A 16887-nucleotide genomic window follows, 5' to 3' on the forward strand; every position below is an offset into this window, starting at 1 on the left:
CGGCCTTGCTGCGTCAGGGCCGCCCCGCCCGCTCGGTTTCCGGGCTTTCCCTTTGCCGCGCGCCGATCTAGTCATCAGGGTCATCCAGGCGGCGATGCGCCGCGCCATCGAGACCCTATTCGCATGTCCCGCGACGCCCCGTCCTCCACCGCCCCCTCCCTCGAGATTCTGTGCAGGGGATTTGAAAAGGCTGCGGGCGCCAAGGCCGATGCCCTGGTCAGAGGTTTTCTGGCCCAGGCTCTGGAAGACTACGACGCCGACGAGACACCCGAGATCGCGCTGGAGGACCTCGCGGCCCTGCTGGCCGAGGCCTGGACCACCGCCGCTGTCCGAAAGGCCGGCGAGCCCGCCCGCATCCAGGTGGGCCCCCTGCACGGCGCGGACGGCCGCACGACCGCCTATGACCGGATCCTGATCGTTCAGGACGACCGTCCCTTCCTGGTCGACAGCGTCATGGGCGAGCTGGCCGAGACGGGCGTGTCCGTGCGCGCCATGTTCCACCCGATCGCCGATGTGACGCGCGACGATGCCGGACAGCGCAAGCCCGGGGCCGGTCAGACGCGCGAGTCGGTCATCCTTGTCGTCATGGACCCCTTGCCGCAGGAGCGCCGCGACAGCCTGGGCGAAGGGCTTGCGCTCACCCTGTCGGATGTCGCGGCGGCCACCGCCGACCACGGGGCCATGCGTGACCTGATGGCGCGGTCCGTAGCCCATCTCGAGGCGCACCCTTCCGGCATCGACCCCGAGGTGGTGGCCGAGACCGTGGCCTTCCTGAACTGGCTGAACGACGACCATTTCGTCTTTCTCGGCGCGCGCGACTATGATTATCCGCGCACGGCGGACGGGGGATATGAGGCCGAAGCCCCCCTGTCCCAGTCGGGCGAGGGTCTGGGCGTACTGCGCGATCCCGAACGTACGGTTCTGCGGCGCGCCAATGAGCCGGCCGTCCTGACCCGTCAGATGAAGCGACAGCTGAACCTGTCGGACCCTGTCACCGTCGCCAAGGCCAATGCCCGATCGCGCGTGCACCGGCGGGCCTATATGGACTATATCGGCATCAAGCGGTTCGGGCCGGACGGTCGACCCTCGGGCGAGACCCGGTTCGTCGGACTGTTCACGGCCGAAGCCTATGACCGGGTGTCCTCACAGGTGCCGCTGGTCCGGCGCAAGGTCCACAATGCGCTGAAGCGGGCCGGCAAGGCGGGCAGTGGCCACAGCCACAAGCGGCTGAAGAACATCCTCGAGAATTACCCGCGCGACGAGCTGTTCCAGATCAGCGAGGACGAGCTCCTGCCGATCGCGCTCGGCATACTGCATCTCTATGACCGCCCTCGCATCCGGCTGTTCACGCGCATCGACCCGTTCGACCGGTTTGTCTCGATCCTCGCCTTCATCCCGCGCGAACGGTTCCACGCCTCCCTGCGCGAGCAGATCGGACGGATACTGGCGCGCGCCTGGGGCGGACGTCTGTCCGCCTGGTATCCGCAGCTGTCGGACGCCCCGCTGGTCCGCATCCATTACATCATCGGCGTGACCCCCGGCGCGCATCCCACGCCCGACCCCGTGGCGCTGGAGGCCGAGGTCGCCGAGGCCGGGCGGGGCTGGCCCGAACGGTTCGAGGCCGCCCTTCGGGCAGCGGGGGTCGATGACGTCGCGGTCGGACCGCTCAGCGCGCGCTGGGCCGAGGCGTTCGGCACCTCCTATCGCGACCGCTATACGGCCACCGAAGCGGTCACCGATCTGGAACGGTTCGATCAGCTGAATGAGACGGGCGACCGGAATGTGGGCGACCCCATCGCGGTGCGCGCCTTCCGCACCGAGGCGGACACCCCCCTGCAGTTCCGCTTCAAACTCTATCACCGGGGTGATGCCGTTCCCCTGTCGGATGTCCTGCCGATCCTCGCGGACATGGGGCTCAAGACGCTTGAGGAATGGGGCCACGCGGTCCGGCCCCAGGGCGACACCCCCATCCACATTCACGAGTTCCTGCTGGAAGATCCGCGCGGCGAGAAGCTGAGCTTCGAGTCCATCAAGGCTCCGTTCGAGGCGGCCGTCGCCGCGGTGTGGTCAGGGCTCACGGAAAGCGACGGACTCAACCGTCTGGTGATCGAACTGGGCATCGGCTGGCGCGAGGCCGCCCTGGTCCGCACCCTGGCCCGCTACCGGCAGCAGACCGGCATGGACCCCAGCCAGGCGGTCCAGGAAGAGGCCCTGACGCTCTATCCGGACGTGGCCCGCGGCCTGCTGGATCTGTTCCGGCTCAAATTCGATCCCGACGCGGCCGAGGGTGACGGGCGCTTCGACCAGGTCTCGACCCTGAATACGCAGCTGGATGAACAACTGCAGGCGGTCAGGAGCCTGGATCATGACCGCGCCCTCCGCCGCCTGATCAATCTGGTCCGGGCGACCATGCGGACCAACTATTATATCCGCGACGCCGAGGGTCGGCCCCGGCCCCACATTTCCATCAAGATCGCCTCGCGGGAGCTGGACGACCTGCCGCTGCCGAAGCCCTATCGCGAGATCTTCGTCTGGGCTCCCCATGTCGAGGGCGTCCACCTGCGGTTCGGCCCTGTCGCCCGGGGCGGTCTGCGCTGGTCGGATCGTCGCGAGGACTTCCGCACCGAGGTGCTGGGTCTGGTCAAGGCCCAGCAGGTCAAGAACGCCGTCATCGTGCCGGTCGGCTCCAAGGGCTGCTTCTATCCCAGGAACCTGCCCCAGATCGTGCGCGCCGGCGGTGACCGCGACGCCCAGCAGGCCGAGGCCATCCGCGCCTACAAGACCTTCCTGTCCGGCATGCTGGACATCACCGACACCGTTGATTCCGACGGCTCGGTGGTGACGCCCGCCGGCGTCGTGCGCTGGGAGGGAGAGGATCCCTATCTGGTCGTGGCGGCCGACAAGGGAACGGCAACCTTCTCGGACATCGCCAATAGCGTGTCGGCGGACTACGGTTTCTGGCTGGACGATGCCTTCGCCTCGGGCGGCTCGGTCGGCTATGACCACAAGGCCATGGGCATCACCGCGCGCGGCGCCTGGGAAGCGGTCAAGCGCCACTTCCGCGAAATGGGCCGCGACATCCAGACCCAGCCCTTCACGGCGGTCGGTGTGGGGGACATGTCGGGCGATGTATTCGGCAACGGCATGCTGCTGTCGAAGCAGACGCGGCTGCTGGCGGCCTTCGACCACCGCGACATCTTCCTCGATCCCGATCCCGATCCCGCCACCAGCTGGGCCGAGCGCAAACGGTTGTTCGACCTGCCCCGCTCGTCTTGGCAGGACTATGATGCGGCGAAGATTTCAAAGGGCGGCGGGGTCTTTTCCCGCAGCGAAAAGTCCATCCCGCTCTCGCCCGAGGTCCGCGCCATTCTGGACGTCGAGGATGAGGCGCTCGATCCGCAAGGCCTGATCCGGGCGATCCTGAAGGCCCCGGCCGAACTGCTCTATCTCGGCGGCATCGGCACCTATGTGAAATCGGCGCAGGAAACCGACGCCCAGGTCGGCGACAAGACCAACGACCCCCTGCGCGTCAATGCGGAGGACCTCAGGGTCAAGGTGGTGGGCGAGGGGGCCAATCTGGGCCTGACCCAGGCGGCCCGGATCGCCTTTGCCCAGAAGGGCCGCGACGAGGGCGGGGGCCGTATCAACACGGACGCCATCGACAACTCGGCCGGGGTCGACACCTCCGACCATGAGGTCAACATCAAGATCCTGCTGGGGTCGGCCATCCTGTCGGGCGCGCTCAAGTCCGGGGACCGAAACCCCCTGCTGGCCGAAATGACCGAGGAGGTCGGGCACAAGGTACTGGCCCACAACTATGACCAGACGCTTGCCCTGACGTTGCAGGCCGATGAGGGCGCGCGCGCCCTGGATTCCCAGCAGGGCTTCATGCAGGTGCTGGGCGGTCGCGGCCGTCTGGACCGTCGGGTCGAAGGTCTTCCGGACGATCCGCGCATCGCCGAGATGAAGGCCACCGGTCAGGCCCTGACCCGGCCCGAGATCGCCGTTCTGACTGCCTACGCCAAGATCGAGCTGTTCGATGAAATCGTCGCCTCGACCGCGCCGGACGATCCCTTCTTCCGCGAGACCCTGGTCCGGTACTTCCCCGAACCGCTCGCGCGCTTCTCCGACGAGATGCAGGCCCACCGCCTGCGGCGCGAGATCATCGCCACCGTGCTCAGCAACCAGATCGTCAATATGACGGGGGCAACCTTCCCCGAGCGCCTCAAGCGCAGCGCCGAGGTCGGGGCCGGGTCTCTGGTCGTGGCCTTTGCCGCCGCGCGCCGTATCTTCCGCCTGGACGAGGCCTGGGACGCCGTGTCCGCGCTCGATCTCAGGATTTCCTCGCCCGCCCAGATCGCCCTCTATCGCGAGATATCCGCCGTCCTGCGCCGTCAGACCTTCTGGCTGTCACGCCGCGCGCCGCTGGCGGGGGTCACGGTCGATACCCTGATCGATACCTATCGTCCCGTGGCCGACGCCCTGCTGTCCAAGGAGGGGGAGGTCCTGTCGCGCTTCGAACAGGGGCGTCTGGACGAACGGGTGCGCGGCTTCATCGCCCAGGGCATTCCCGAGGACATAGCCCGGAAGGTCGGACTGCTGCGGCCCCAGGTCGCGGTCGCCGACATCGGCGATCTGGCCCGCGAGGCCGACTGGCCGGTGCCCTGCATGGCCCGCCTGTATCACCAGGTCGGGGCCGCCTTCGACCTCGACCGGCTGCGGTTTGCCGCCGGCCAGGTGCCCTCGGTCGATCACTTCGACCGGCTGGCCGTGCGCCGCCTGATCCAGGACTTCATGGTCGAGCAGATGGTCCTGACGCGGGCGGTGGCCAGGGCCTCGGACCCCGAGGTCGGCCGTAGCGAGGAAGCCGCGGAGGCCGCAGTCGATGCCTGGATCGGTCACCGGCTGGAGGTCGTCGAGGCCATGCGCGCCTCCGTCGACGAGATCGAGCAGTCGGGCCAGGGCTGGACCTTTGCCAAACTGACCATCGCCAATGCCACGGTCCGCGAGGTGGCCGCCTCGGCGGGCTAGTCCGGCCGACGGCACAAGGGGAGGGACGTCATGCCGCGCAAATTCCTGGTGGTTGTCGATGACAGCCCCGAGTTCGGGACGGCCCTGCGCTATGCCGCGCGCCGGGCCCGCTCGACCGGCGGCCGCGTGGCCCTGCTGCGCGTCATCGGCCATGGGTCGGATGCCCACTGGTCGGGGGTCCGCGACGAGATCGACCGCCAGCTGCGCGAGGAGGCCGAGGCGCTGCTCATGCGGCTGGGCGAGGAGGCAGCCGATCGTTCGGGGGCCCCCCCGCTGTTCCTCATCGAGGAAGGCGATCCGCTGGCGGCGATCCGCAAGGTGGTCGACGACGATCCCGACATCAAGATTCTGATCCTGGCCTCCGGCAGCGGGGCCCGGGGGCCCGGTCCCCTCATCAGCGCCATTGTGAAGCAGGGGTCCCCGGGCGGCCGCAAGCTGCCGGTCACCATCGTTCCCGGCGAGCTGAGCGACAGCGAGGTCGAGGACCTGGCATAGGAGTTGGAGCGCTGTCGCTCGACGCGCGGGGTCCTGCTGCTTGAGCGCGGCCCTTGAATGCGTCGGACGACGGGCGCATGTCAGGGCCATGTTCATCCAGACCGAAACCACGCCCAATCCCCGGGCCCTGAAATTCCTCCCTGGCCGCGACGTCTCCCCCGACCGCACCCTGGAATTCCGCACCATCGACGAGGCCGGGGTCTCGCCCCTGGCCGAATCCCTGTTCGAACTCGAGAACGTCGTGGGCGTCATGCTGGCCGCCGACCACATAGCGGTCACACGCGGGCCCGAGGGCCCGGACTGGTCAGAGATGAAGGCCCCGATCCTGGCCGCCATCATGGATCACTATGTTTCGGGTCGCCCGGTGCTGAATGCCGAAGCCACCGACTCGGACCCGTCAGGCGCCGGCGATGACAGCGAGATCGTGCAGGAGATCAAGGCCCTGCTCGACAGTCGCATCCGGCCCGCCGTGGCCCAGGACGGCGGGGATATCCTGTTCGACGCCTTCGATGAGGCCACGGGGCTTCTGACCCTGCGGATGCGCGGGGCCTGCGCGGGCTGTCCATCCTCGTCGGCCACGCTCAAGGCCGGGGTGGAACAGATGATGCGCCACTACATCCCCGAAGTGACCCGCGTCGAACAGACCCTCTGACAGTATCCAACTTTTTCGTCGCCGGTCTGCGGGGGCGTGATACATCAGGGTCATGCGACTCTCTGCGTCTTCCGATGAGGTCAAGGCCCGCATGCAGGCCGAGCTGGCCGCCCTGGGCGAGGCCCTGGCCGGGCTGCGACGCGCCAGTGGGCTCAGTCAGGCCGAGGCTGGCGAACGGGTCGGCATGACGGGCCAGGGCTGGGGCCTCTATGAGGCCGGCAAGCGCGCCGGCCTGTTCCGGCCCGATATCCAGACCCGCCTGACCTCCGCCCTTGGAACGACACCCGAAGCGCTCTTGCTGGGGCGCGGATCTCCGCCCGCGTCCGGCGGCGGGGAAGGGGAGGGCGTACGCGGCATGGAGGCGCGGTCCGCCGCCTTCAGCGGACCCGGCCTGACGGCCCCCCGGGAGGATGAAACCTTCACGTTTCTGGTCCAGACGGAAGATGTCTGGCCCTGGGCCTCCAGCGGGGTGGTTCTGGTGTGCGATGCGGGGCGCTGGCCCCGGCGCGGGCAGGGCTGTGTGGTCGAGACCCGCGACGGCGAGCGGCGGGTGCGGCGGTTCGACGGCGCGGATCGGGACTGGCTGCTGCTGAAGGGTGGAGCCGGTGGACTGGATCAGGCCGAGCGCGTCGCCCGGGCTGACGTCCTGTCGCTGGCCACGGTCGTCGCTCGAAACGAAACATGAAACACTTGCATTTCATTTCGGGTGCGCCTATGAAACGTTTTAGCGTTGTCGAAACGTTTTCATCTGGACTTCACTGTGGGCACGCCCAGACGTTACACCAGCCGCGAAGGTACGCCGGTCGATATCTGGGTGGGTGCCCGGATCGCCGGGCTGCGACAGGCGCTGGGGCTGTCGCAGACGTCCCTCGCGGAGCGGGTGGGCGTCAGCTTTCAACAGATTCAGAAGTACGAAACCGGCATCAATCGCATCTCCGCCTCGCGTCTGCACCAGATCGCCCTGGCGCTGGGGGCCGAACCGGGCAGTTTCTTTCCCCGATCGACCGCCCCGGCCCCGGCTCCGACGGACCTGCCGCTGTCCCTGGATCGGAGATCCCTGACCCCCGGCGGGCGGCTGGCCGAGGCCTTTTCCCGCATTCCGCAGCGCAAGGCCCGTCAGGCGCTCGTCATCCTGGCCGAAGCACTCGCCGCGCCCCCGGATGCACCCTCGTCCTGACGGGAGGGGTCATATGACCCTTCTGGTCCTGGATACGGCGCAGGGCCTGTGCAGCGTGGCGCTGGGGCGCGAAGGCCGCGTGATCGCGTCCCGCTCCGAGCCCATGACCCGGGGCCACCAGGAACGGCTGCCGGTTCTGGTCAAGGCGGTGCTGACCGAGGCCGGCCTTCCCGCATCCGACCTCGCGGTCGTCGCCGCCACCCGGGGGCCGGGGTCGTTCACCGGCCTCCGTGTCGGACTGGCCTTTGCCCAGGGACTGGCCGCCGCGACCGGTGCCCGCCCGATCGGCCTGTCTTCGCTCGACGCCCTGGCGGTTCAGGCCCGTCTGGCGCGGCCCGATGATCCCGCGCCCATTGCGGCGGTGATGGATGCCCGTCGGGGACAGGTCTATCTGGCGTTGTGGGGGCCTCGCGGGATCGGCGGCGATGTCGACCCGGCCCTTGAGCGCTCCCTCTTGCACGCGGCCGGGGCCATGACGATCGGGGACGCGGCCACCCTGCTGAATGCCTCCCGCCCTCCCGGCCGGGTGATCGGCAGCGGTGCGCTCCTCGTCGGCCACGGGTGGCAGGAGGCGTGGGGGGCCGATGGCCCGGATCCGGAGGCCCTGGTTCAACTCGCGACCATCCAGGGCGACCGGACGGACAGCGTCGGGCTTGAGCCCCTCTATCTGCGCACGCCCGATGCGACCCCGCCGACGCGCCTGCCGGGTCAGCCCCGACCGGACCGGCTGTGAGGGTCGATCCGGCCCATCTGGCGGCGATCCACGACCGGGCGATCAGCCCCGCATGGACCGAACAGGCTTTCCGCGACCTGCTGGATCAGCCCGGCGTCTGGGCCGAAGTGGATACCGATGGCTTCATCCTCATGCGTCAGGCCGGCGACGAGGCCGAGGTCCTGACCTTGGCCGTCCTGCCCGACGCCCGGCGGCGCGGTCGGGGCCTCGCCTTGATGCAGACGGCTCTGGCCGCCTGCCGCGCCCGGGGCGTTCAGCAGGTGTTTCTTGAGGTCGCGGCCGATAATGAGGCTGCCCAGGCGCTCTACCACGCTGTGGGCATGATCGAGACCGGGCACCGGCGCGGCTACTATGCCCGCGGCGATGGTCCGGCGGTCGATGCCCTGATTCTCACTCTCAACTTGGGCCCGGCGCTTCCCTAGAGGCGGGCAAGGCCCTATTCTTTACCGATGGACCGGATCGAGAAGCTTTGCGCCGACCGCGGCATGCGCATGACCGAGCAGCGGCGCGTGATCGCCCGCGTGCTGTCTGCGGCCGAGGATCACCCCGATGTCGAGGAACTGTATCGCCGGGCGTCGGCGGTCGATCCGCACATTTCGATCGCCACCGTCTATCGCACCGTGCGCCTGTTCGAAGAGGCGGGCGTGGTGGAAAAGCATGACTTCGGTGATGGTCGCAGCCGCTATGAAGAGGCGGGCGACGACCATCACGACCACCTGATCGACACGAAAACGGGCGAGGTCATCGAATTCTATGACGCCGAGATCGAGCGGCTGAAGACCGAGATCGCCAAGCGCCTCGGCTTTGACCTCATCGGCCACAAGCTGGAACTGTATGGCAAACCCATCCCCGGCGCCGAACCCTCGGACCGCGAAGGGTTGATCTACAAACGCCATAGCCAGCGCGATCCCGAACAGGCCTGACCCTGTCGCCCTGGTCCGGAACACTGCCTTGCGGGCGCCACGCCCTGCCCTCATAAGCGTGCCATGACCGAAACCGAGACCCTGCCCAAGGTCGGAGCGGGCGCGCCGAAGCGCCTGTTCATCAAGACCTATGGCTGCCAGATGAATGTCTATGACTCCGAGCGCATGGCCGATGTCCTGCGCCCGCTGGGCTATGCGCCGACCGAAACGGTCGAGGACGCGGACTTTGTCATCCTCAACACCTGCCACATCCGCGAGAAGGCCGCCGAGAAGGTCTATTCCGAACTGGGCAAGCTGCGGATTCTCAAGGAAGAAAAGGCCGGAGGCATGACCATCGCGGTCGCCGGCTGCGTCGCCCAGGCCGAGGGCGAGGAGATCGTGCGCCGCCAGCCGGCCGTGGACCTCGTGGTCGGGCCCCAGGCCTATCACCAGCTGCCCGAGCTGTTGACCCGCACCGCCCGGGCGCGCGGCGAGCGGATCGGTGCCGACTTCGCCCCTGTCGACAAATTCGACGCCCTTCCGAAGGCGCGCGGCGTCCAGGGCGTCACCGCCTTCCTGACCGTTCAGGAGGGCTGCGACAAATTCTGCACCTTCTGTGTGGTGCCCTATACCCGGGGGGCCGAATGGTCGCGGCCGGTTTCCGCCATTCTGGACGAAGCCCGGGCGCTCGCCGATCAGGGGGTGCGCGAAATCACCCTGCTGGGCCAGAACGTCAACGCCTATGACGGTGTTGACGATCCTGGCGATTCCGGCCGCTCGACCTTGGCGCGTTTGGTCAGGGCCCTGGCGGAGATCCCCGGGCTGGATCGCATCCGCTATACGACCAGCCATCCCAATGACATGTCCGGGGATCTGATCGCCGCCCACGGCGAGGTCGAGGCCCTGATGCCCTATCTGCATCTGCCGGTGCAGTCCGGCTCGGATCGGATCCTGCGCCTGATGAACCGCAAGCATGGCCGGGCGAAATATCTGGATCTGGTCGAGCGGCTGCGTGCGGTCCGTCCTGACCTTGCCCTGTCCGGCGACTTCATCGTCGGCTTCCCCGGCGAGACCGAGGCCGATTTCGAACAGACGCTCGATCTGGTGCGCGCGGTCAACTACGCCTCGGCCTTCTCCTTCATGTACTCCCCCCGTCCCGGGACGCCCGCCGCCACCATGGGGGCCCAGGTGCCCGCAGAGGTCTCGCGCGAGCGCCTGCACCGGCTCCAGGCCCTGCTGCTGGAACAGCAGGTGGCGTTCAATGCGTCGCAGGCCGGGCGGGTGCTGCCCGTCCTGTTCGAAAAGCCCGGACGGCACGGGGCCCAGGCCATCGGCCGCTCCCCCTATCTGCAGTCGGTCCATGTCGAGGACGCGCGCGACCTGATCGGCCGGATCGTCGAGGTCGAGATCACGGCGGGCCAGCAGAACAGTCTCAAGGGGCGGCTGATTTCCCGCTCGGAACAGGCGGCCTGAATGGCAAGAGGCAGCGAATTCATCACCCTGGAAGACGGCGTCCTGCGTCAGGTGGTCGGGCCGAACAGCCGCCATCTGGCCCGGATGGAGTCCGCCTATGACGTCGATCTCGACGCGCCCGGCGGGGGCATCCGCATCAACGGCTCGCCCCGCGACCGGGCCGATGCGCGCCGCATGATCGAAAGCCTGTCGGCCAAGGTCGAACAGGGCGTGGAGATCACCGATGATCTGGTCATCGCCATCCTGCGTCAGGACCGGAGGGGCGCGGCCGCGACCGGCGGGGTGCTGGCCTTCGGACGCAAGGGCGCCATCACGCCGACGGGTCTGGCCCAGAGCCGCTATGTCGACATGATGACCCATTGTCCGCTCAGCTTCGGCGTGGGCCCGGCGGGCACGGGCAAGACCTTTCTGGCGGCGGCCTACGGGGCATCCTTGCTCAGGGCCAAAAGCGTCAGCCGGCTGGTCGTCACCCGCCCGGCTGTGGATGCCGGGGAAAAGCTGGGCTTTCTGCCGGGGGATCTGAACGAAAAGGTCGACCCCTATCTGGCCCCCATCTGGGAGGCCCTGAACGAAGTTCTGGGCCCCGAACAGGTGCAGGCCCACCGCGACCGGCGCGAGATCGAGACCGCGCCCATCGCCTTCATGCGCGGCCGCACGCTCAAGAACGCCTTCGTCATCGTCGATGAGGCCCAGAACACCTCACGCATGCAGATGAAGATGGTGCTGACCCGTCTCGGCGAGAACTCCCGCATGGTGGTGACCGGCGACCCGACCCAGATCGATCTGCTCAACCCGCGCGACTCGGGCCTGCCGCATGCCCTTCGGATTCTGGAGGGCGTCGAGGGGGTCGGCGTGGTCGAGTTCGCGGCCGAGGACGTCATCCGCCACCCGCTGGTCGAGCGCATCGTGCGGGCCTATGACGCCGATGGCGCGCGCGGCGGCACATGATCGAGGTCCAGGTCGAGGATCCGGCCTGGCGCGAGGCCCTGCCGGATGTCGAGGCGGTGGTGACGCGGGCGGCGCTGGCCGTGCTCGGCGACGCTCCGACGGGGGAAGATCCGCCGCTTGCGACCGTGCAGCTGGACGGCGATGGGGCCGTTCAGGCGCTGAACGCCCGGTTCCGCGACCGTGACGCCCCCACCAATGTGCTGAGCTTTCCGGCGACGACCGTGCCCGGAACGCAGGACCAGGACCCCTATCTGGGCGACATCATCCTGGCCTTCGGGGTCTGTAGCCGCGAGGCGGTCGATCAGGGGAAGCCTCTGGCCCATCACCTGTCGCATCTGGTCATCCATGGCCTGTTGCACCTTCAGGGCCACGACCATCAGACAGACGACGAAGCCGAGGTGATGGAGGCGCGCGAACGCACGCTTCTTGCAGGTCTCGGGATCGATGATCCCTATCGTGCCATTCTGGATCGCGAGCCATGACCGACGCGACCGTTAACCCAACCCTTCGCCTGGGGCGGCGCTGGCGGGCCCTGCGCCTGATCCTGGCCTTGCTGGCGGGCGTCGGGACGGCGCTGGCCCACCCACCCTTCGGCATCCTGCCGGGCCTAGTGGGATACGCCCTGCTGCTCGTGCTGGCCGATGGATCGCCCAATCGCCGCGCTGCCTTCTGGATGGGCTGGCTGGCCGGCTTCGCCTATTTCCTCATCGGCTGCTGGTGGGTGGCCGAGGCCTTCCTCGTCAACCCGGCCCAGGCCTGGATGGCGCCGTTTGCTGCGGCCCTGCTGCCCATGGGGATGGGGCTGTTCTGGGGACTGGCTTTGGCCGCCTACCGCCATCTCGAGGTCAGGGGGGTGCGCCGCGTCCTCGCCTTTGCGGCCCTGTTCGCCCTCGTCGAATGGCTGCGTGGCCATGTGCTGACCGGCTTTCCCTGGAACCCGGCGGGCGCCAGCTGGCAGGCCGGGTCGGCCCCGTCCCAGGTCGCGGCCCTGGTCGGTGTCTATGGCCTCGGCTTCCTGACGGTGGCGGGTTTTGCCTCGCTCGCGCCGCTGATCATGCCAGGCAACCGCAAGGCCCGGGCCGGCAAGGCGGCCCTGGGGGTGGTGCTGATCCTCGCCCTCTATGTCTGGGGCGGCTTCCGGCTGACCGGGGCCCAGGTCGAGATGACCCCGACCGTCATCCGCATCGTTCAGGCCGATGTCGATCAACAGTCGAAGTGGACGCCCGACGCCTATCGCTCCATCGTTGACCGCTATGTCAATCTGACCGGACGACCCGGCGCGCGCGTTCCGGACGTAATCATCTGGCCCGAGGGGGCCCTGCCCAATACCGCCAACGCCGTCCTCGCCCCCGAGGCCTGGGAGGCGGCCGCGCTCCGCAATGTGCTGCAGCCGGGCCAGATCCTGCTGATGGGGATGAGCCGCGCCGAGCCCGACGCATCGACCGAAGTCGGGGCCCGCTTCTACAACAGTCTGCTGGCCGTCCGCCGGGACGGCGAGAGCGGGCTGGAGGTCACCGGCCTCTATGACAAGCACCGCCTTGTGCCGTTCGGCGAATATCTCCCGGCCGGTGCGCTGATGAGCCGGATCGGTGTGCGCAGCCTTGTTCACGTGGCCGCCGACTTCAGCCCGGGGCCCCGTCCCGCTCCCCTGAAACTGGACGGCCTTCCCGATTTGCAGCCGTTGATCTGCTACGAAAGCCTCTATCCCGGCTTCACCCGGGGGGCGGGGGCGGACCGCCCGCTGTGGATCGCCAATGTGTCGAACGACGCCTGGTTCGGTCGCACGTCCGGACCGGTCCAGCACCTGAACCTTGCCGCCTATCGCGCCATCGAGACGGGGCTTCCGGTGGTGCGGGCCACGCCGACGGGAATTTCGGCCCTGATCGACCCCTGGGGTCGGGTCGACCCCCGCGCCCGCCTGGATCCGGGCGAAAGCGGGGTGATCGATACCCGCCTGCCGGCTGCCCTGGCCCCGACCCTGTTCGGCCGGATCGGCGATCTCGGATTCTGGCTGCTGACACTGGGGGCACTGCTGGTCGCGATCGGGGACCGGTTCGGGGTGCTCGCGCGCCGCATCCGGCGCTGAGGGATTGTCCGGTACCGGACAGAGGCCGGAAAGGGGGCCGGGGGGCATCCGGGCCGTATTTGGCCGCGTACCTATCTTGATTTTTAGGTGACACGGGCTTTTGACGGGCGCATGACGGCAGAAGCGCCCTGCGACAGGGCGCGGAACAGGACAAGAGACAATGGCGAGAGGCAAGGGCGTCGACGGCCCCCACCCGGTAGACCGGCACGTCGGGCGTCGCGTATGCGAAAAGCGTATCAGCCTGGGCTATAACCAGAGCGATCTGGGCCGCGCCCTGGGCCTGACTTTCCAGCAGATCCAGAAGTACGAGAAGGGCGTCAACCGCATCTCGGCGTCAAAGCTGTTCGACATCTCCCGCTTCTTCAAGGTCGACGTCGGCTACTTCTTCGAAGGCCTGGCCGAAGGCGCGGGGGGCGTGGCCGATGAAGGCGCGGACTTCGAGCACGACTTTCCCGCCACCCGCCAGACGATCGAGATCGCCCGTCTGGCCCCCCGTCTGTCGGCCAGACGTCAGCGCCTGGCGCTCGATCTGATCCGCGAAATGCTGGACGCGCCCGAAACCGAACCGGTCGACTAGCGGCTCTCGCCGGACCGACGACGCTGGCCAAAGGTCGGCGCCGCGGCCTTCTCCTTGGCCCAATAGGCCGCGCCATCATCAGGCTTGAACATGGTGCGCGGCACCCCGTTGGCATCGACCACCGCAAAGGTGTTGGTCGAGGCCTGATAGATCAGCACATCGCCATTGGCCCGTCGCACCGTCTCGGCGTCAGCGGGCGGCGTCTTCGTAAAGGCCGTCACGGCCGTCAGATAGGCTTCGGGCGTCGTCGTGCCGAAATCGGCCCCGTTCCGCTCGAACAGCCGCTGGATCTTGGCATCCACCGTCTCACGCCGGTTGGCGGTCAGGGCCGGTTTGGCCTCGGCCGGGGTGCTCTTGGCTACCTCGCCGTCCGGGACGCCGCTCTCCGGCTTGGCATCTTCCAGAACCGCCGTCCGGTCGCGCGTCTCGACCGCCGACGCCCCATTATCACAGGCCGAAAGGCCCAGCGCCGCCACCCCGGCCAGGACCACAAATGAACATTTCAGGCGCATCAAACCCTCCCTCAAGGAACCCGCCGGAGGGGACAAAAGCACAAGATTAATGTTCTTGCAATGTTCCTGTTCAGCGAACCGAAATCCCCGGACCCGCCGCTGCTCGACGGAGCGGGGAGGGGCGGCTAAGGAAACTTATGGTCGAAAATCCTCCCGCCCGCCCTGCCGTGCGCCGCGTCCTGCTGATCGTCGGGGGCGGCATCGCCGCCTATAAGGCGCTGGAGCTGGTGCGGCTGATGCGCAAGGCCGGGCTGGAGGTGCGCGCCATCCTGACCCGGGCCGGGGCCGAGTTCGTCACCCCGCTGTCGCTGGCGGCCCTGACGGGGAGCGCCGTGCGGCAGGACCTGTTCTCGTCGGAAGACGAGACCACCATGGGCCATATAGAACTGTCCCGCTGGGCCGATCTGATCGTCGTGGCGCCGGCCACGGCGGGTCTCATGGCCAAGGCCGCGACGGGGGCCGCCGACGATCTGGCCTCGACCACGCTTCTGGCCACCGACGCCCCGGTTCTGCTGGCCCCGGCCATGAATGTCCGCATGTGGCTGCACCCGGCGGTCCAGGCCAATCTGGCGACTCTGAAGGCCTTTGCCGAGCCCCGCTATACGGTGGTCGGTCCGGATGACGGCGAAATGGCCTGCGGCGAATACGGCCCGGGGCGCATGGCCGAGCCGGCGGCGATTCTGAAAGCCATCCTCGCTCATGACGGAAAGGCCGGAACGGCCAACCGCCCGCTCGCCGGACGACATGCCCTGGTCACCGCGGGCCCCACCTTTGAGCCGATCGATCCCGTTCGCGGCCTGACCAACCGGTCCAGCGGCAAACAGGGCTATGCCATCGCCGGGGCCCTTGCCCGGGCGGGCGCAAGGGTGACGCTGGTCTCGGGGCCGGTGGCGCTGGAGCCGCCCGCCGGCGTCGACCGGATGTCCGTCGAAACGGCGGAGCAGATGCGGGTGGCGGTGGAACAGGCCCTGCCCGCCGACCTGGCTGTCCTGACGGCCGCGGTTTCGGACTGGCGCGTCGAGGGAGCCGCCGACACCAAGATCAAGAAGCAGACGGGGGAGGGGCCGCCCACCCTGACCCTGGTCGAGAATCCGGACATCCTGAAGACCCTGTCCACCCGGACACAGGGCCGCCCGCGGCTGGTCATCGGCTTTGCCGCCGAAACCGGCCAACTGGAGGCCCGCGCCGCCGCCAAGCTCGAGGCAAAGGGGTGCGACTGGATCGTCGGCAATGATGTGTCCGAAGGCGTGTTCGGGCGCGACGAGACCCGCGTCGTGCTGTTCCGCAAGGGCGAGGCGCCCGAGCCCTGGCCCGAGACCACCAAGACCGCCGTGGCCGACCGTCTGGTGCGTGCCGTTGCTGACCGTTTTTCGAAAGAGGCCCCATGACCCGCATCGCCCTGGTGCAACTGCCCCACGCCGAAGGCCTGCCCCTGCCGGCCTATGAGACCGAGGGTGCGGCCGGCATGGATCTGCGCGCCGCCGTTCCCGAGGACCAGCCCATGCTGCTGGAACCCGGTGCCCGGGCCCTGGTGCCGACCGGTCTGAAGATTGCCGTGCCCCGGGGCTATGAGGCCCAGGTGCGGCCCCGCTCGGGTCTGGCGCTGAAGGCCGGCATCACCTGCCTGAACAGCCCCGGTACCATCGACAGCGACTATCGCGGCGAAGTGGGGGTGATCCTCGCCAATCTGGGCGGGGAGGCCTTCGTCATCCGACGGGGCGAGCGCATCGCCCAGATGGTCATCGCCGCCCATGAACGCGCGGAATGGTCGGTCGTCGACACCCTGGACGAGACCGGGCGCGGCGCCGGCGGATTCGGCTCGACCGGTCGCTGAGGAGCCAATTCCGCAGAACGGTGTTAACCTTGACGGTATCCGGCCCCGTCTGGGGGCGCAGCAAGGTGGAGGACCGGCATGGAAGGCCTGCTGGATCAGTTCGGACAACTGCTCAGGGGCATTTTCGCCCTGGCCGAAGGGGGCTTTGACGGGGTCAATCAGGTGCTCGGCCTGATCATCGCGGCCGTGGCCGCCGTGCTGATGACCAGCTGGAGGCGACTGTTCCCCTCGGCGCTGGCCGCGGCCTTCATCCATGTGATCATCACCGTCGTGCGCCCGGTGCTGGACGGGGGGGCCTTTGCCCTGCCGGACATTCTGAGCCTCGGCTTCTGGATGGCGCTGTTCGCCCTGTTCCTCGGCTATGCGATCGTCATCGCCCTGTTCTTCTTCCTGAAGAGCCTGGTGTTCGGACGGCGGCACGCCCACGCTCACTGAGGGCACCGGACTGGGGCACCGGACGGGGGCAC

The 16887-nt window shown here is 68.4% G+C and carries 17 protein-coding genes; 16 read left to right on the top strand and 1 reads right to left on the bottom strand.

The window, feature by feature from the left end:
• The first annotated feature begins 123 nt into the window (after nucleotides 1-123).
• From IBJ06_RS08290 to IBJ06_RS08350, 13 genes are all read left to right on the top strand, one after another.
• Nucleotides 124-5031, top strand: coding sequence for an NAD-glutamate dehydrogenase (locus tag IBJ06_RS08290; protein WP_292159105.1), 4908 nt, complete (start codon nucleotides 124-126; stop codon nucleotides 5029-5031).
• A gap of 30 nt (nucleotides 5032-5061) precedes the next feature.
• Nucleotides 5062-5526 (top strand): universal stress protein, encoded by a 465-nt coding sequence (locus IBJ06_RS08295; protein ID WP_292159107.1) that lies wholly within the window; start codon nucleotides 5062-5064, stop codon nucleotides 5524-5526.
• An 88-nt stretch (nucleotides 5527-5614) separates the two neighbouring features.
• Complete coding sequence (locus tag IBJ06_RS08300) at nucleotides 5615-6178, top strand: NifU family protein (protein ID WP_292159109.1); 564 nt, start codon at nucleotides 5615-5617, stop codon at nucleotides 6176-6178.
• 52 nt (nucleotides 6179-6230) lie between these two features.
• Nucleotides 6231-6863: a helix-turn-helix transcriptional regulator gene (locus tag IBJ06_RS08305; protein ID WP_292159111.1), complete on the top strand. Its 633-nt coding sequence runs from the start codon at nucleotides 6231-6233 to the stop codon at nucleotides 6861-6863.
• 45 nt (nucleotides 6864-6908) lie between these two features.
• Nucleotides 6909-7355: a helix-turn-helix domain-containing protein gene (locus tag IBJ06_RS08310; RefSeq protein ID WP_292159113.1), complete on the top strand. Its 447-nt coding sequence runs from the start codon at nucleotides 6909-6911 to the stop codon at nucleotides 7353-7355.
• A gap of 13 nt (nucleotides 7356-7368) precedes the next feature.
• Nucleotides 7369-8088: a tRNA (adenosine(37)-N6)-threonylcarbamoyltransferase complex dimerization subunit type 1 TsaB gene (gene tsaB / locus IBJ06_RS08315; protein ID WP_292159115.1), complete on the top strand. Its 720-nt coding sequence runs from the start codon at nucleotides 7369-7371 to the stop codon at nucleotides 8086-8088.
• Nucleotides 8085-8510 carry a GNAT family N-acetyltransferase gene (locus IBJ06_RS08320; RefSeq protein WP_292159117.1) on the top strand — a complete coding sequence of 142 codons (426 nt, stop codon included), beginning with the start codon at nucleotides 8085-8087 and terminating at the stop codon, nucleotides 8508-8510. Before tsaB ends, IBJ06_RS08320 begins: the two co-directional genes overlap by 4 nt.
• Before the next feature lie 27 nt (nucleotides 8511-8537).
• The gene (locus IBJ06_RS08325) at nucleotides 8538-9011 is read left to right on the top strand and encodes a Fur family transcriptional regulator (protein ID WP_292159119.1); all 474 of its coding nucleotides are present in this window, start codon (nucleotides 8538-8540) and stop codon (nucleotides 9009-9011) included.
• Between the two features lie 63 nt (nucleotides 9012-9074).
• A complete protein-coding gene (gene miaB / locus IBJ06_RS08330) occupies nucleotides 9075-10463 on the top strand; it encodes a tRNA (N6-isopentenyl adenosine(37)-C2)-methylthiotransferase MiaB (protein ID WP_292159122.1) in 1389 nt (462 codons plus the stop codon).
• On the top strand, nucleotides 10464-11411 hold the full coding sequence (locus IBJ06_RS08335) for a PhoH family protein (protein ID WP_292159124.1): 948 nt from the start codon (nucleotides 10464-10466) through the stop codon (nucleotides 11409-11411).
• Entirely contained in the window at nucleotides 11408-11893 is a 486-nt protein-coding gene (gene ybeY / locus IBJ06_RS08340; protein ID WP_292159126.1) for an rRNA maturation RNase YbeY, read from the top strand. The genes IBJ06_RS08335 and ybeY overlap by 4 nt, the downstream gene beginning before the upstream one ends.
• Nucleotides 11890-13497, top strand: a complete 1608-nt coding sequence (gene lnt / locus IBJ06_RS08345; RefSeq protein WP_292159128.1) for an apolipoprotein N-acyltransferase — start codon at nucleotides 11890-11892, stop codon at nucleotides 13495-13497. The genes ybeY and lnt overlap by 4 nt, the downstream gene beginning before the upstream one ends.
• Before the next feature lie 160 nt (nucleotides 13498-13657).
• Complete coding sequence (locus IBJ06_RS08350) at nucleotides 13658-14074, top strand: helix-turn-helix domain-containing protein (protein ID WP_292159130.1); 417 nt, start codon at nucleotides 13658-13660, stop codon at nucleotides 14072-14074.
• Here IBJ06_RS08350 and IBJ06_RS08355 read toward each other — a convergent pair.
• Nucleotides 14071-14586 (bottom strand): S-type pyocin family protein, encoded by a 516-nt coding sequence (locus tag IBJ06_RS08355; protein WP_292159132.1) that lies wholly within the window; start codon nucleotides 14584-14586, stop codon nucleotides 14071-14073. The genes IBJ06_RS08350 and IBJ06_RS08355 overlap by 4 nt on opposite strands.
• Before the next feature lie 137 nt (nucleotides 14587-14723).
• On the opposite strand from IBJ06_RS08355, the gene coaBC reads away from it, so the two are divergent.
• From coaBC to IBJ06_RS08370, 3 genes are all read left to right on the top strand, one after another.
• The gene (gene coaBC, locus IBJ06_RS08360) at nucleotides 14724-15974 is read left to right on the top strand and encodes a bifunctional phosphopantothenoylcysteine decarboxylase/phosphopantothenate--cysteine ligase CoaBC (protein WP_292159134.1); all 1251 of its coding nucleotides are present in this window, start codon (nucleotides 14724-14726) and stop codon (nucleotides 15972-15974) included.
• Nucleotides 15971-16420 (top strand): dUTP diphosphatase, encoded by a 450-nt coding sequence (gene dut / locus IBJ06_RS08365; protein ID WP_292159137.1) that lies wholly within the window; start codon nucleotides 15971-15973, stop codon nucleotides 16418-16420. Before coaBC ends, dut begins: the two co-directional genes overlap by 4 nt.
• Nucleotides 16421-16498: 78 nt before the next feature.
• Nucleotides 16499-16855 carry a hypothetical protein gene (locus tag IBJ06_RS08370; RefSeq protein WP_292159142.1) on the top strand — a complete coding sequence of 119 codons (357 nt, stop codon included), beginning with the start codon at nucleotides 16499-16501 and terminating at the stop codon, nucleotides 16853-16855.
• Nucleotides 16856-16887 lie beyond the last annotated feature (32 nt).

Origin of the sequence: Brevundimonas sp., assembly GCF_016742135.1 — a bacterium.
In the GTDB taxonomy this organism is placed as follows: domain Bacteria; phylum Pseudomonadota; class Alphaproteobacteria; order Caulobacterales; family Caulobacteraceae; genus Brevundimonas.